Origin of the sequence: Streptomyces sp. JB150 (assembly GCF_011193355.1) — a bacterium.
In the GTDB taxonomy this organism is placed as follows: domain Bacteria; phylum Actinomycetota; class Actinomycetes; order Streptomycetales; family Streptomycetaceae; genus Streptomyces.
The window spans coordinates 4,616,915-4,631,175 of sequence record NZ_CP049780.1 but is presented as its reverse complement, the minus strand read 5'-3'; the positions used below and the strand labels follow the sequence as shown (position 1 = coordinate 4,631,175).

At 74.4% G+C, this 14,261-nt stretch carries 12 protein-coding genes; 5 read left to right on the top strand and 7 right to left on the bottom strand.

What is annotated here, in order from left to right; genetic code table 11:
• Positions 1-180: 180 nt before the first annotated feature.
• From G7Z13_RS21605 to G7Z13_RS21590, 4 genes are all read right to left on the bottom strand, one after another.
• Positions 181-1,170, bottom strand: a complete 990-nt coding sequence (locus tag G7Z13_RS21605) for a malate dehydrogenase (protein ID WP_166001744.1) — start codon at positions 1,168-1,170, stop codon at positions 181-183.
• 1,161 nt (positions 1,171-2,331) lie between these two features.
• Positions 2,332-3,501 (bottom strand): XRE family transcriptional regulator, encoded by a 1,170-nt coding sequence (locus tag G7Z13_RS21600; RefSeq protein WP_166001742.1) that lies wholly within the window; start codon positions 3,499-3,501, stop codon positions 2,332-2,334.
• A 443-nt stretch (positions 3,502-3,944) separates the two neighbouring features.
• On the bottom strand, positions 3,945-4,409 hold the full coding sequence (locus G7Z13_RS21595) for a DUF3017 domain-containing protein (RefSeq protein WP_240926518.1): 465 nt from the start codon (positions 4,407-4,409) through the stop codon (positions 3,945-3,947).
• 43 nt (positions 4,410-4,452) lie between these two features.
• A complete protein-coding gene (locus G7Z13_RS21590) occupies positions 4,453-5,307 on the bottom strand; it encodes a bifunctional methylenetetrahydrofolate dehydrogenase/methenyltetrahydrofolate cyclohydrolase (protein WP_166001738.1) in 855 nt (284 codons plus the stop codon).
• 249 nt (positions 5,308-5,556) lie between these two features.
• On the opposite strand from G7Z13_RS21590, the gene G7Z13_RS21585 reads away from it, so the two are divergent.
• From G7Z13_RS21585 to G7Z13_RS21575, 4 genes are all read left to right on the top strand, one after another.
• A complete protein-coding gene (locus G7Z13_RS21585; RefSeq protein WP_166001736.1) occupies positions 5,557-6,144 on the top strand; it encodes a hypothetical protein in 588 nt (195 codons plus the stop codon).
• A 186-nt stretch (positions 6,145-6,330) separates the two neighbouring features.
• Positions 6,331-7,161, top strand: coding sequence for an FHA domain-containing protein (locus G7Z13_RS33775; protein ID WP_240926297.1), 831 nt, complete (start codon positions 6,331-6,333; stop codon positions 7,159-7,161).
• Complete coding sequence (locus G7Z13_RS21580; protein ID WP_240926296.1) at positions 7,158-8,711, top strand: protein kinase; 1,554 nt, start codon at positions 7,158-7,160, stop codon at positions 8,709-8,711. Before G7Z13_RS33775 ends, G7Z13_RS21580 begins: the two co-directional genes overlap by 4 nt.
• Positions 8,712-8,849: 138 nt before the next feature.
• Positions 8,850-9,209, top strand: coding sequence for a hypothetical protein (locus tag G7Z13_RS21575; protein ID WP_240926295.1), 360 nt, complete (start codon positions 8,850-8,852; stop codon positions 9,207-9,209).
• Positions 9,210-9,270: 61 nt separating this feature from the next.
• Here the strand turns inward: G7Z13_RS21575 and purH are convergent, their stop codons facing one another.
• Together purH and purN are read right to left on the bottom strand one after the other, a co-directional pair.
• Complete coding sequence (purH, locus tag G7Z13_RS21570) at positions 9,271-10,836, bottom strand: bifunctional phosphoribosylaminoimidazolecarboxamide formyltransferase/IMP cyclohydrolase (protein WP_166001734.1); 1,566 nt, start codon at positions 10,834-10,836, stop codon at positions 9,271-9,273.
• Positions 10,833-11,471, bottom strand: a complete 639-nt coding sequence (gene purN, locus G7Z13_RS21565; protein ID WP_166001733.1) for a phosphoribosylglycinamide formyltransferase — start codon at positions 11,469-11,471, stop codon at positions 10,833-10,835. The genes purH and purN overlap by 4 nt, the downstream gene beginning before the upstream one ends.
• 304 nt (positions 11,472-11,775) lie before the next feature.
• Between purN and G7Z13_RS21560 the strand changes: the two genes are divergently transcribed.
• Complete coding sequence (locus tag G7Z13_RS21560) at positions 11,776-12,546, top strand: hypothetical protein (protein WP_166001731.1); 771 nt, start codon at positions 11,776-11,778, stop codon at positions 12,544-12,546.
• A 239-nt stretch (positions 12,547-12,785) separates the two neighbouring features.
• Here G7Z13_RS21560 and G7Z13_RS21555 read toward each other — a convergent pair whose 3' ends face one another.
• A complete protein-coding gene (locus tag G7Z13_RS21555) occupies positions 12,786-14,207 on the bottom strand; it encodes a DUF6350 family protein (protein ID WP_346767996.1) in 1,422 nt (473 codons plus the stop codon).
• Positions 14,208-14,261 lie beyond the last annotated feature (54 nt).

Sequence of the window (14,261 nt, the reverse complement as noted above, 5' to 3'; positions counted from 1 at the left end):
GAGCACCTGCCCTTGCCCCCCGGATGCATGCGCAATCCCTGTCCGAAAGTGCGCTGTGTCACTGAGGATGTGGACATTCGGAACAACTCGGCGGCGCGGACGTGACGGGGGCCACCGGAACGCCGAAGGCCCCGCCCGGGGAACCGGGCGGGGCCTGCACAGCGTGCGGGGAGCGGGGGCTCAGATGAGGCCGAGGCCGCGGACCGCCTCGCGCTCCTCCTCCAGCTCCTTGACGGAGGCGTCGATACGGGCGCGGGAGAACTCGTTGATCTCCAGGCCCTGGACGATCTCGTACTTGCCGTCCTTGCAGGTGACCGGGAAGGAGGAGATCAGGCCCTCCGGGACGCCGTAGGAGCCGTCCGACGGGATGCCCATGGAGACCCAGTCGCCCTCCGGGGTGCCGTTGACCCAGGAGTAGATGTGGTCGATGGCGGCGTTGGCGGCGGAGGCGGCCGACGAGGCGCCGCGGGCCTCGATGATGGCGGCGCCGCGCTTGGCGACGGTCGGGATGAAGTCCTCGGCCAGCCACTTCTCGTCGTTGACGACCTCGGCGGCGTTCTTCCCGCCGACGGTGGCGTGGAAGATGTCCGGGTACTGGGTGGCGGAGTGGTTGCCCCAGATGGTCAGGCGCTTGATGTCGGAGACCGTGGAGCCCGCCTTCTTCGCGAGCTGGGTCAGCGCGCGGTTGTGGTCGAGGCGGGTCATCGCGGTGAAGCGCTCGGCCGGTACGTCCGGGGCGGCGGCCTGGGCGATCAGGGCGTTGGTGTTGGCCGGGTTGCCGACGACGAGGACGCGGATGTCGTCCGCGGCGTGGTCGTTGATGGCCTTGCCCTGCGGCTTGAAGATGCCGCCGTTGGCCTCCAGCAGGTCGCCGCGCTCCATGCCCTTGGTGCGCGGGCGGGCGCCCACGAGGAGGGCGACGTTCGCGCCGTCGAAGGCCACGTTCGGGTCGTCGGTGATCTCGATGCCCTGGAGCAGCGGGAACGCGCAGTCGTCCAGCTCCATCGCGGTGCCCTCGGCGGCCTTCAGGGCCGGCGTGATCTCCAGGAGGCGCAGCTTGACCGGCACGTCCGCGCCGAGCAGCTGGCCGGAGGCGATGCGGAAGAGCAGGGCGTAACCGATCTGGCCGGCCGCGCCGGTGACGGTGACGTTCACGGGAGTGCGGGTCATGGCGTTCTCCGTATGACAGCTGGCGGTGGGGCGTCCCTGCCCCGGGGGTTCGGATGATCGATCTCTTGGCGTCAAGAGATAATCCGCGGGTCAGGCTATCGCGCATCCGGCATCCCGGACCCCCGGCCCGGTGTGGCCCAGCCCACAGACCGCCCGGGTGCCGCAGCGGGCCGAGGGTTCACGGAGAACGTGCGCGGCGTCCGGCCCGTCTTGCGGGGGCAAGTTCGGCCTCCGGCCTGTCCTGCGGGAGCGAGCGAGTACGGCATCCGGCCCGGCTTGCGGCAGCGCGTGCGGTGTCCGGCCCGGCTCGCGGGAGCGAGTACGGCATCCGTCCCCTCCTGCGGGAGCGAGTGCGGCGTCCGGCCCGCCCTTGCGGGGCGAGTATCCGCATCCTGCCCGGCTCTTGCGAACAAAAGGCGGCCGCCCGTCCGGGAGAGGGGGAGACGGAGGCGGCCGCCGTGCGGGGGTTCCGATGCGTGCCGGACTCCCGTGGGGGTACTTCCCGCCTGCCCCGGATCCGGCCGGCCACACCTGCGTTCCCGGCTTTTCCGGCACCGGATGTCCGGCCCTGTCGCCACGACCCGGTCCCCACACCGGTCCCCACGCCGGTCGCGGCGAGCGGACTGCTGCGGCCGCATTTCTCCGCCAACCCACCGCAGCCACTTGCCCCGACCGGCTGCCGAAGTGTTCTCACCGGCCGGCCGCCGCGGCTGCTTCCGCCAACCGCGGCTGCCGCGGCGGCCCTTCACCCAGCGGCCGTCGCGAAGGCCTTTCGCCCAGCGACCGTCCCGGCTCTCGCCGACCGGCCATCACGGCCGAATGCCATGGCCCGATGCCACGGCCGGTCGCCAGTCGGCCGCCACGGCCGGATCACCCCGGCCGACCGGCGCAACTGCCTTCCCTGACTTCCCCAAGCGATCGTCACCCTCACCCTCCGAGCCCTCGGCCCGGCCACCGCACCCGGCCCTCACGCCTGCCCGCCCCCACGCCCGGCCACCACCGCCGGCTTGTCCCGGCAGGGCAGCCTGGCCCGGCCGACCGGGCAGGCCTCACTGGCGACCAGGCAACCTCGTGCCGACCAGGGAGCCTCCGTGGCCCACCAGAAAGCCTCCGTGGCCGCCCGGAGAGGACGACGCCGTCCGGTGCCGGCGGTCGCGGCCGTCACGGCTGCTGGGTGCAGCCCTTCCCGCCCGAGGCCAGCGTGGCGCAGGCGATGGCCTCGCCGGCGTCCTTGACGGCCACCATCGGGGTGTACGCGACGGTGTCGCCGGCCAGGGTGATCGAGCCGTTCTCGCGGGCCTTGCCCGCGCTCACCTCGACCTTGTCGCCTTGCGCGGCCTGGGTGATCCGGCCCCAGGCGGCGGCGCAGACCTTGCTGTAGCGGACCTCGACGACCGTGGTGCCGACGGTGGCGGTCTGGGCGGTGGTGACCAGGTCGCCGCTGCACCCCATGCTCTCCGCGTCCTTGCCGGTGCAGCTGTCGCCGCTGCACTTCACCCCGGGCGGGAGTTCGGCGCCGGTGGTGACGGAGGGCGAGGGCGAGGCCTTCGTATCGCCCTCACCGTCGCCCCTGCCGCCGAGGTAGACGGCGCCGGCCGCCACGACCAGCACGCCGACAAGGCCCACGGCGAACATCGTCATCCGCCGCTTGCCGCCGCCGGCGGGTGCGGGGGCCGCCGCGCGCCGGCGGCCGGAGCCCCTGCCGCCGGCCCCCGCGCCGCCGCCCGTGCCGCTCGCTCCGGCCCCTCCGGCCGCGCCCGCCGGTCCGGCCACTCCGGCGGCGCCGGTACGGCGGCCGCTCGCGGGGGACGGTCCGGTGTAGCCGGCCATGTTCCACGAGTTGGCCGCCGGCGTCCGGCTGTCCGCGTCGGCGGCGGTCGGCTGCGGCGGCACCGTCGGGGCGACGCCCGCCGGGCCGGCGATGCCGGGCACGGCCGTGGCGCTGCCGCCGCGGCGGGCGGTCCTGCCCTTGGCGTTCGCGGGCGGCGGGCCGAACTCGCTGAGCGCGGCACGCGCCTGCGAGATCCGGATGGCCTCCATGGTCATGTCGTGGCGCATCTCCGAACGGCTCCAGGCACGTTCGGCGAGCTCCCACATGGTGGTCAGGTGGATCGGATTGGTGCCGGTGACCTCGGCCAGGGCCACGATCGCGCCCTTGGGTGCGAGCAGCCGGCCGCCCAGATAACGCTCCCATGACGTCTTGCTGTAGCCGGTGCGGTCGGCGAGCGCGGCGACGCTCAGGCCGCTGCGGTCCACGAGCCGCCGCAGCTGACTGGTGAACTCCCTGATCTGCGGATCGAGTTCATCCGGCAAGGCCTTCCAACGAGGCATTGCTTCCCCCCTCTTCCCCCCGGGTAGTGCTGGCTTTTCCCCCGCCCACGGGGATGCGCGTCGCCAGGATCTCAGTTCCCCCGGCGGCGGCGCACCCCCGCACTGTCCTGATTGCCCGGCCTTATGGCCCGATGGGACAGATTAGTCCCGCTGTGCAGTGTCTTGACCGCACATCCCCGAACTTGTCGATACATCGACACAACAGGGGCACATGGTCCGTCTCGTCCGTATCAGGCGTTGTCAGGCCGCTCACCGGCACCGTCGTGCCGTGGTGCGACAGCGCGCGGACACGGTAGCGGAACGGTCACTTCCGTGCCACAGCGAACGGACAGACGTTGAACGGGTCCTGCGGGTGCGAAAGGTTGGTCGTGGGCGGCGGCCCGTCCTTCCTCGGGGGAGAGGACGGGCCGCCGCACCCGCCGCCGTACCGCCGTTTCCGGCGCTCAGCCGCTGACCGTGAAGTGCAGCGTGTCCTTCAGGAACGGGATCTCCAGCTTGGGCTCCGGCTGCGCCATCAGCGCCAGCAGGACGATCACCGTGCCCAGCGCGCCGTACGTCGCGATGTCCGTGAACCGGGACCGTACGGCGAGCATGCCGACGCCGGGCAGCAGCCAGCGCAGCACCGCGCCGCCCAGCAGGGCCACGCCGACCAGCAGCGTGCCGGCGCGGAACGCGTCGAACGCGGTCAGCAGCAGGCCCAGGCCGACCGTGGCGAGCACGGCGAGCATCGGCCACTGCCGGGCGGGCGCCGGAGCGTCCCCGGACGCGGCCCGGCCGCCGCCCTCCGGGCGGGCGGTGTCCCGGGTGAACAGCGGGAAACGACGGGTGACCCGGCGCGGCCTGCCCTCGGCGTCGGGCGCGCTGATCGGGTCGCGCACCTCGACGGTCTCGGGGGTGTCACCCGTGATCCGCGGCTCCTCGCCGTCGGTTCCGGGTGCCGCGCCGTCGCGCTCAGCCGACACTGCGCTCCGCCGCCTCGACCACGTTGACCAGCAGCTGCGCCCGGGTCATGGGGCCGACACCGCCCGGGTTCGGGGAGATCCAGCCGGCCACCTCGGCCACGCCGGGGTGGACGTCGCCGACGATCCTGCCCTCGGCGTTGCGGGAGACCCCGACGTCGAGGACGGCCGCGCCGGGCTTGACGTCCTCGGGGCGGATCAGGTGGGCGGACCCGGCGGCGGCGATGACGACGTCCGCGCGGCGCAGATGGGCCGCCAGGTCACGGGTGCCGGTGTGGCACTGGGTCACGGTGGCGTTCTCGCTGCGCCGGGTGAGCAGCAGCGGCATCGGGCGGCCGATGGTCACGCCGCGGCCGACGACCACGACCTCGGCGCCCTTCAGCTCGACGCCGTAACGGCGCAGCAGGGTGAGAATGCCGTTCGGGGTGCAGGGCAGCGGGGCCGGCTCGTTGAGGACGAGGCGGCCGAGGTTCATCGGGTGCAGGCCGTCGGCGTCCTTGGCCGGGTCCATCAGTTCGAGGATGCGGTTCTCGTCGATGCCCCTGGGCAGCGGGAGCTGCACGATGTAGCCGGTGCAGGCCGGGTCCTCGTTCAGCTCCCGGACGACCGCCTCGATCTCCTCCTGCGTCGCCGTCGCCGGCAGTTCGCGCTGGATGGAGGCGATGCCGACCTGGGCGCAGTCGCGGTGCTTGCCGGCGACGTACTTCTGGCTGCCGGGGTCGTCCCCGACCAGGATCGTGCCGAGGCCGGGCGTGACGCCCTTCTCCTTCAGCGCCGCCACGCGGGCGGTCAGATCGGACTTGATCTCGGCTGCGGTGGCCTTGCCATCGAGAATCTGGGCGGTCATGGGCCCATCCTCCCGGATGACCGGCCCCCGGTTCCAATCCGGGGGCGGCGGCCGGCGGTGGTCACCGAGGGTTGTTGCACTTGCACAACGTCTGGGAAACCCGGCTGGACAATCCGCAGGTGGCTGAAGAACGATTGAGCCGCAGTGCCGCGGGGCAGTACCGGGGGGACGAACCGCATCCAACAGAAACCTTCCTCCGCATCGCGCCGCGCCTCGTCCCCGCATCCAGGCAACGGAGGAAAGACCGCCATGAGTTTCGGCGACCCGAACAACCCCTACGGGAACCCGCCCCAGCAGCCGGCCCCCGGCGCACCCGGCTACGGCTACCCCCAGCAGCCCCAGGCCCCGGCGGGCTACGGCTACCCGGCCGCGCCGCCGGCCGGGTACGGCTACCCGCCGGCCGGCCCGGTCCAGATGCCCGGCATCACGCGCGCCGCGCAGATCATGCTCGGCATCATCGTCCTGGCGCACGCGATCATCGCGGTCCTGTACGGCTACACGCTGAGCCAGTGGGACGAGACGATGGCCGAGGCCGGCATATCCGGCGACTCCCAGGCCCAGGAGTTCGCCGACCTCGGCAAGGGCATCGTCGTCTTCTTCCTCGGTCTCGCCGCGGTCTTCGCGCTGCTCGGCCTGGCGCTGCTGTTCCAGTACGCGAAGGGCGGCAACGGCGTCCGGGTGTGCTCCATCGTCTACGGCTCGTTCGCGATCGTCACCGGCATCTTCATGATCGCCGCCTGGGGCATCGGCCTGCTCATCATCGCCGTCGCCATCCTGCTGATCGTCTTCGCGGCGAAGCGGGCCAGCGCCGAGTGGTTCAAGCGGCCGCGCTACTGAGCGCCCCGCCGCGCCACCCGCGCGCCGTTCACACCCAAGGGCCGTGTCTCACCCGATCGAGGGGGGACACGGCCCTGGTGCGCCGCCCTAACCTGGCCTGAGCAGCTGTCGTGCCCGACGGGCGCCGGCCGGGTCGTCGGCCTCCGCGTCCGGCCGGCGGGCACGGGCCGGGCACGGGAGACGCACTTGTACAGCATCATCGTGGTACCTCCGCCGACCGGGGAGGACCCGCGCGGCGACCGCCGCTTCCGGCTCGCCCCCGGCGAGCGGCTGGCCTTCGGTCGCGACGCCGGGAACGACCTCGCGATCGCCCACGACGGGGTCTCCCGCCGAGCCGGCCTGATCGCCGCACAGGGCGCGTTCTGGCTGCTGAGCAACCTCAGCCGGGAGCAGACGTACGTCGTGGAGAACCCGGAGGGGGCCGGCGAGCACATCAAGGTCGGCCCGGGGCGGCTGGACGCGCCCGTGCCGTTCGAGTTCTCCCGGATCGTGCTGCCGGCCGCGGGCGATCTGCTGCCGGTCGAGGTGTGGGCGCCGCGCCACGACTATCTGGGCCCCGAGTCCGGGCTGGACGGCGCGACCACCGCGCCCGCGTTCTGCCTGGACCGCACCAAGCGCTACTTCGCGGTGCTGGCCGCCCTGTGCGAGCCCCGGCTGCGCGGCGCGCCGCATGCCCCGCTGCCCACCGTCGACCAGGTCGTGGACCGGCTGCGCCCCGGCTGGCCGGCCGCGTCGCGCACCTCGGTGCAGTGGAACATCGACTACCTCGCCGTGAAGCTCCGCCTGAAGCCCGGCCCCGACACCGCCGACACCGGGCCCCGCCTCAACGGCAAGAAGGAGTCCCTGGTGTCCCTGGCGCTCCGCTTCGACCTGGTCCGCGAGGACGACCTGGACGTCCTCGCCGCGAAGCGCCCGCCCGCGCGGCCGTCGTCCGCCGGCTGCCCGCAGGACACGCGGCGGCCCTCCGTCGCCCCGGCCGCGCCGCCCCGGACCGCCCTCGACCGGCCCATCGGGTGAGCGGACGGCAGGAGCCGTACGCGGTCCCGGTGCCGCGCGGGTACCGGGTCGGCGGCTGGGAGGTGCGGGGGCCGATCGCGACCGGGGCGTTCGGCAGCGTGTACGAGGGGAGGCGGACCGCGGCGGACGACGTACTGCCGCGCACCGTGGCGCTGAAGTTCCTGCCCACCGGCACCAGCACCCCCCGTCACCTGGCCCACCTGCGGGAACTGATCGACCGGGAGGTCGAGTTGCTGCGCCGGGTGGCGCGGCCCCGGCTGATCCGGATGTACGAGACGCTGACCGTCGACGACCCCGCCCGCCCCGGGCTCGACGGCGCGACCGTCCTGGTCCTGGAGAAGGCGGAGGGCTCCCTGACGGCCCTGCTCGCGCAGACCCCGCGGCCCGCCTCGGGCCCCGCGCTGCTGGCGCAGGTCTGCGAGGGCCTGCACCAGCTGCACACGGCGGGCTGGGTGCACGGCGACCTGAAGCCGGCCAACGTCCTGCTGATGCGGGACGGTTCGGCCCGCCTCGCCGACTTCAACATGGCCGCCGAGCTGGAGGGCACCCACGCCTACACGCCCGCCTTCTCCACACCCGACTACACCCCGCCCGAACTGCTCTGGTCGGAGATCGGCGAGCGCGGCCGCCGCATCCGCCCCTCCGCCGACGTCTGGGCCTTCGGCGTCCTCGCCCACCTCGTCCTCACCGGCGCCTTCCCGCTGCCCGGCGCCACCCCGACGGCCCGCCGTGACGCGGCCGCCGCGTACGCCCGCGGCGCGGACGAGCTGCGGCTCTCCCCCGGACTGCCGGGGCCCTGGCGGGAGATCGTGCGGTGCTGCCTGACCCGGACGCACGAGGAGCGGATCGCCGGGGAGGCGCTGCTGCGCCGGGTGCGGGAGGCGGCGGGCGAGACCGGCCCGCGCCGCCTTCGCCGCCGTACCGCCGTGACGGCCGCGGCGGCGGTCACGGCGGCGGCCGCCGCGCTCGGGTACGCCCTCGGCCCGTGGGCGACCGACGGGGGCAGGCCGGGTCCGGGCCGCGCGGGCGCCACCGCGCCGACCGTGGCGGCCGCGGCGTACGGCGCCGCGGAACTCCGTACCGACCAGGGCATCCCGGTCGCCTACCGGCGCCTCATCGTCGACGCGGCGCACACCTGCGCCCAGCCGGAGGTCTCCCCGGCGCTGATCGCGGCGATGCTGAAGGCGGAGAGCGACTTCGACCCCGAGCTGTCGGACCCCGCGCGCGACGAGTACGGCATCGCCCGCTGGACCCCGCGCGTGCTGCGCTGGTGGGTCCGCGCGGACGGCCTGCCCACCGAGAAGACCCCGCGGCCGCCCTTCTCGCCGGCCGAGTCGATCCCGGCGATGGGCCGCTACCTCTGCTTCATCGAGCCCCGGCTGAAGTCCTCCCTGACCGGCGACCGGCGGGTGCTGATCGCCGCCGCGTACCGGACGTCGTACGACACGGTGAACGACGCGGGCGGCGTCCCCGCGAGATTCCGGGCCTACGTCGACGAGGTCGCCCACTACCTCAAGGAGTACACGCCGCTGCGCGCGCGGCGACCCTGAGAGTTCCGAGGTACCCGGGCGCCCCGGCAGGCGGCACGGTGGAACACGACCGAGGGCGGTCCCGGCTCTCCCGGGGGAGAGCCGGGGCCGCCCGCCGTACCACCGCGCGCCATGCGCATCCCGACTGGGGGAACAGTCATGACCACCATGCTCCGCAAGGCCCTCGCCCTCGGCGCCGCCACCGTCACCGCCGGCGCCGCGTTCACCCTGACCACCGCGGGCGCCGCCCAGGCCGCCGCGCCCTGCTGGCGGGACGGCTCCGTCTGGTACTGCAACAACGCGACCGGCGCCAACGTCTACGCGGGGGCGAACAGCAACCGCGTCGTCGGCCGGATGTACTCCAACCCGTCCTTCTTCGTCTGCAAGTTCGACGGCGGCCAGAACCACGGCGGCCCGCACCCCACCCGCTGGGTCTACACCCAGGCCGACAACGGCGCGTGGGGCTGGATGAGCGACAACGACATCATCTCGGAGACGGACCCGCTGCCGTCCTGCTGACACCACGGTGAAGGGGCCCGCCGGTCGTGACCGGCGGGCCCCTTCACCGTGCGGGCGCGGCTCAGTGGAAGAAGTGCCGCGTCCCGGTGAAGTACATCGTGATGCCCGCCTTCCGCGCGGCCTCCACGACCAGCTCGTCCCGGACCGAGCCGCCCGGCTGGACGATGGCCTTCACGCCGGCGGTGCCGAGGACGTCGATGTTGTCGGGGAACGGGAAGAAGGCGTCGGAGGCGGCGAACGAGCCGCGCGCCCGCTCCTCGCCCGCCCGCTCGACGGCCAGCTTGCAGGAGTCGACGCGGTTGACCTGGCCCATGCCGACGCCGACGGAGGCGCCGTCCTTGGCGAGCAGGATCGCGTTGGACTTCACCGCGCGGCACGCCTTCCAGGCGAACGCCAGGTCCTTCAGCTCGTCCTCGGACAGGGCCTCGCCGGTGGCCAGGGTCCAGGTGGCCGGGTCGTCGCCGTCGGCCTGGAGGCGGTCGGTGTGCTGGAGCAGGACACCGCCGTCGACCGGCTTGATCTCGACGGGGTTCGCCGGGGCCTCGGGGCAGCGCAGGACGCGGATGTTCTTCTTGCGCGCCAGGATCTCGACCGCGCCCTCCTCGTAGCCGGGCGCGACGATGACCTCGGTGAAGATCTCGGCGACCTGCTCGGCCATCTCCTTGGACACCGGGCGGTTCACGGCGATCACACCGCCGAACGCGGACAGCGGGTCGCAGGCGTGCGCCTTGCGGTGCGCCTCCGCGACGTCCGCGCCGATCGCGATGCCGCAGGGGTTGGCGTGCTTGATGATCGCCACGCACGGCTCGTCGTGGTCGTACGCGGCACGGCGGGCGGCGTCCGTGTCCGTGTAGTTGTTGTACGACATCTCCTTGCCGTGCAGCTGCTCGGCCTCGGCGAGGCCGCCGCCGGCACCGGTGACGTAGAGCGCGGCGGGCTGGTGCGGGTTCTCGCCGTAGCGGAGGGTGTTCTTCCGCTCCCAGGTGGCGCCCAGGAAGTCGGGGAACGGCGACTCGTCGGCCGGGGCGTACTCGCTCGCGAACCAGCTCGCGACCGCCACGTCGTACGCCGCCGTGTGCTGGAAGGCCTCCGCGGCGAGCCGCTTGCGGGCGATCAGGTCGAAGCCGCCGTTCTTCGCCGCGTCGAGGACGTCGGCGTAGCGGGCCGGGCTGGTGACCACGGCGACCGACGGGTGGTTCTTCGCGGCGGCGCGGACCATGGACGGGCCGCCGATGTCGATCTGCTCGACGCACTCGTCGGGCGAGGCACCCGAGGCGACGGTCTCGCGGAACGGGTAGAGGTTCACCACGACCAGGTCGAACGGCTCCACGCCCAGCTCGGCGAGCTGCCGCTGGTGGTCCTCCAGGCGCAGGTCGGCGAGGATGCCCGCGTGCACCCGCGGGTGCAGGGTCTTGACCCGGCCGTCCAGGCACTCCGGGAAGCCGGTCAGCTCCTCGACCTTGGTGACGGGGACGCCGGCCGCGGCGATGCGCGCGGCGGTGGACCCGGTGGAGACGAGCTCCACGCCCGCCTCGTGCAGGCCGCGCGCGAGGTCTTCGAGGCCCGTCTTGTCGTAGACGCTGACGAGCGCCCGGCGAAGGGGCCGCTTGTTGCTCTCGGCGGTCACTGGATAACTACCTTTCGTCCCTCAATGCGATAGCCGTTGCGGGCGAGCCGCCCCACGACCTCGACGAGCAGCCTTCGCTCGACGTCCTTGATGCGCTCGTGCAGCGCGCTCTCGTCGTCCTCGTCCCGGACCTCCACCACGCCCTGCGCGATGATCGGCCCGGTGTCGACGCCGTCGTCGACGAAGTGGACGGTGCAGCCGGTGACCCTGACGCCGTACGCGAGCGCGTCACGGACGCCGTGGGCGCCGGGAAAACTGGGCAGCAGGGCGGGGTGGGTGTTCACGAACCGCCCGCCGAAGCGGGCCAGGAACTCCTTGCCCACGATCTTCATGAACCCGGCGGAGATCACCAGGTCGGGCTCGTACGCGGCGACGGCCCCGGCGAGCGCGGCGTCCCACTCCCCTCGGGTGGCGTGGTCCTTGACCCGGCACACGAAGGTCGGCAGTCCGGCGCGCTCGGCCCGGGCCAGCCCCTCGATGCCGTCCCGGTCGGCGCCGACGGCCACGATCTCGGCTCCGTACGCCTCGGCGCCGAGGCCGGCGATGGCGTCGAGCAGCGCCTGGAGGTTGGTGCCGGATCCGGAGACCAGCACGACGAGGCGCTTGACGCGCCGGGCCACGGGCTTGGCGGCCACGGTGGGGGCCTTTCTCGGGGGTACGACGGTACGGCCGGCCGCGTACGGCGCCGCCTGGACGACCGTATGTGCGTTCGTACGAATGCTTCGCGCCCCCGGATACGGGGAAGCCTACGAAGCAGCCGACCGTCAGCAACGATACCGGCACACCGGGCGGCCCCCTCGGGACGGGGGCGTGGCCGGAAGGTAGCGTCTGGGGAGAGTCGGGCCGGGAACGCTCGGCGCGCCCGACGCGTTGGTCGGGTGACGGGCCCGGGCCCGTCGTGTTCATCAGCCGTACTCACCAGGGGAAGACGCTCACTTGATGCCGGACCGCAGCCTGCGACGCCTCACGCTCACCCCGCAGTCGGCGCAGGGAGGGCGGGCCGGCGGCGTACTGCTGCGGGAGCGCCCCACCTCTCCCCCCTCTTCCCGGGACACCGACCAGCGCGCCGGGACGGGCCAGGAGGACAACCCGTTCGCGCCGCCGCCCGAGGGTGCGCCCGACCGGCCCTGGCAGCCGCGCCGGCCGGCCGACGGCGAGGGCCCGCAGGGCGGCGGAGAGGGCGACGGACGCCCCCGGTGGGGCGGCCAGTGGAGCGACCGGCAGCCCGGCCGCTCCCCCGGCGGCTTCGGCGATCGGCCCGGCAGCGGCCCCGAGAAGCAGGGCGGCCCCGGCCCCGGCGGCTCCCTGCGCTGGGACCCCACGGACCCGGCCCAGCGCCGCGCGCGCTACGCCCTGCTGTCCGGCATGTGGGCGTTCTTCTTCGCCCTCTTCTCGTGGGCGTATGTTGCGTTGCTGCTCGGCGCGCTCGCCCTGTACTGGGGCATCAGCGCGCTGCGCGCCAAGCCCCGTACCCCCGCCCCGGACTCCCCGGCCCCCGTGTCGAACGCCCGTCCTCAGACCGCCGCCGCGATCAGCGGCCTCGTCACCGCGTCCCTCGCCATCACGCTGGTCGCGGCGTCCTTCACGGCCCAGCTGGTCTACCGCGACTACTACACCTGCACCAGCGACGCCCTCACCAACGAGGCCAAGCAGGCCTGCACCGAGCTGCTCCCGAAGGAGCTGCGCGGGGTACTCGGCGGCGACGGCTGAGTCAGCGCGGCGCCGAGGGGCTGCCGCCCGGCGCCGCCTCGGGCTCGGGATCCTCGGCGGGCCGGGGGTTTCGGTGCGCCGGGGGCTTCGGTGCGCCACAGCTCGGTGGGCAGGAAGTCGTACTGGTACGGCTCGTACGGTGCGAACGCGGGGTCGTCGGCGGCCGGCCGGTTCGCCGTCGTCCCGGAGTTCCTGGTCGTAGGGCTCGTCGTGCGGCTGGCCGATGCGCCGGACGTGGTTCACGTGGCTGACGTGGACGGCGTGGAGGACGGGCCGGTGCGGGTGGTGTCGGGCTGCGGGCGCCGCGCGCGCCGGTCGCGCCAGGTGGGTACCGCCCAGGCCACCGGCATCCCGACGGCCGCCGTCCACAGCGCCCCCGCCGCGCCCACCTGCCACCACACCGGGCCGAAGTGGGCCAGCCTGCCGACGCCGAGCGGTCCGCCCGCCAGCCCCGCCAGCAGGGCGAGCGCCGGGGCGCACAGCGCGGCGGCGCCCAGCGCGCACAGCGCGGCCCGGCCCCGCGACCAGCCGTCCCCGCCCGCCCGGCCCGCGAACCAGCCCACCGTCGCCCCGGCCGCGACCGGCACCGCGCCCGCCGCCCAGTGCAGCGGCGTGCCGGGACCGGCCTCCGGTACGGCCGCCAGCAGCGGGAACGGCGGCAGCAGCGGGGCGGGCGCGGCGGACAGCGGGCCCGTGACCTGCCCGGCGCCGAGGGCGAAGCCGGGGCCGAGGGCGTAGGCCATGCCCCACACCGCGGCGTTCGGCACCAGCGCCAGACAGAGCAGGAGCACCGCGAACCGCCCCGACCAGCCCTCCGTGAGCTGCGCGAACGCCACCCGAGCCGCGCCCCCGTGCCACACCAGCGAGACCGCCACCAGCAGCGCGCCGCCCCCGACGTGGGCCGCGGTCCCGGCCGCGGCGGCCCGCGCCGCGAGTCGCAGGCGAACCCGGCCCGGCCGCCCGGGGGCCGGGAACAGGAGGCGCCACAGGCCGCCCGGCAGCAGCGCGGGTGCGCCGTCCAGAGGGCCGCGGGGTCGGTCGTACGCCCTCCACGCGCCGGTTCCGGAGGCCAGGATCACGACCAGGGGCACGGTCAGTCCGGTCCACAGCCAGGAGGGGCGCAGCGCGCCGCCCGCCGCGTACGCGGCGACGGCGCCGCCGACGGTGAGATAGCCGAGCACCACCCCGGCCCACGCGGTCCGCGCCCCGGCCCCCGGCCCGTGCGTCCCCTCCGCGCCGCCGATCCGGCCCGTCCCGTGGGTCCCGTCCGTTCCGTCGGTCCCGTCGGTCCCGTCGGCGCCGTCCACCGCGTCGCGTGCCGCGCGGTGCAGCAGACAGGCGGGCAGGGCGAGCAGCAGCAGGGGCGTGACGCCGACCGGGGCGGGGACACCGGAGAGGGTGTCGGTGCGGACCAGGTCCGCGCCGTGCGCCAGCAGCCACAGCGCGGCGACGACGTGCAGGGCGCCGCCGGGCCCGCTGTCGGGGTACGGCGAGCTGATCCACAGCATCATCACCAGGACGGCGAACGAGCCGAGCCCCAGCCCGGCCGCGAGGGCGCCGCCCGCCAGGCCGGCGGCGAGTCCGGGCGAGCGGCCCCGCACCGGGGTGAGCAGGGGCGACGGTGACGAGCGACGGTCGGTCATCCGGTTCACGCCCGTCATGCTCCCAACGACACGCGCTTTTCCGGCGTAACAGGCGAACCTCCGCCGTGTCAC

Bases quoted from the DNA above. Each gene is read 5' to 3' on its own strand.
- G7Z13_RS21605 (WP_166001744.1), bottom strand. From the start codon at position 1,170: ATGACCCGCACTCCCGTGAACGTCACCGTCACCGGCGCGGCCGGCCAG.
- G7Z13_RS21600 (WP_166001742.1), bottom strand. From the start codon at position 3,501: ATGCCTCGTTGGAAGGCCTTGCCGGATGAACTCGATCCGCAGATCAGG.
- G7Z13_RS21590 (WP_166001738.1), bottom strand. From the start codon at position 5,307: ATGACCGCCCAGATTCTCGATGGCAAGGCCACCGCAGCCGAGATCAAG.
- G7Z13_RS21585 (WP_166001736.1), top strand. From the start codon at position 5,557: ATGAGTTTCGGCGACCCGAACAACCCCTACGGGAACCCGCCCCAGCAG.
- G7Z13_RS21575 (WP_240926295.1), top strand. From the start codon at position 8,850: ATGACCACCATGCTCCGCAAGGCCCTCGCCCTCGGCGCCGCCACCGTC.
- G7Z13_RS21560 (WP_166001731.1), top strand. From the start codon at position 11,776: ATGCCGGACCGCAGCCTGCGACGCCTCACGCTCACCCCGCAGTCGGCG.
- G7Z13_RS21555 (WP_346767996.1), bottom strand. From the start codon at position 14,207: ATGACGGGCGTGAACCGGATGACCGACCGTCGCTCGTCACCGTCGCCC.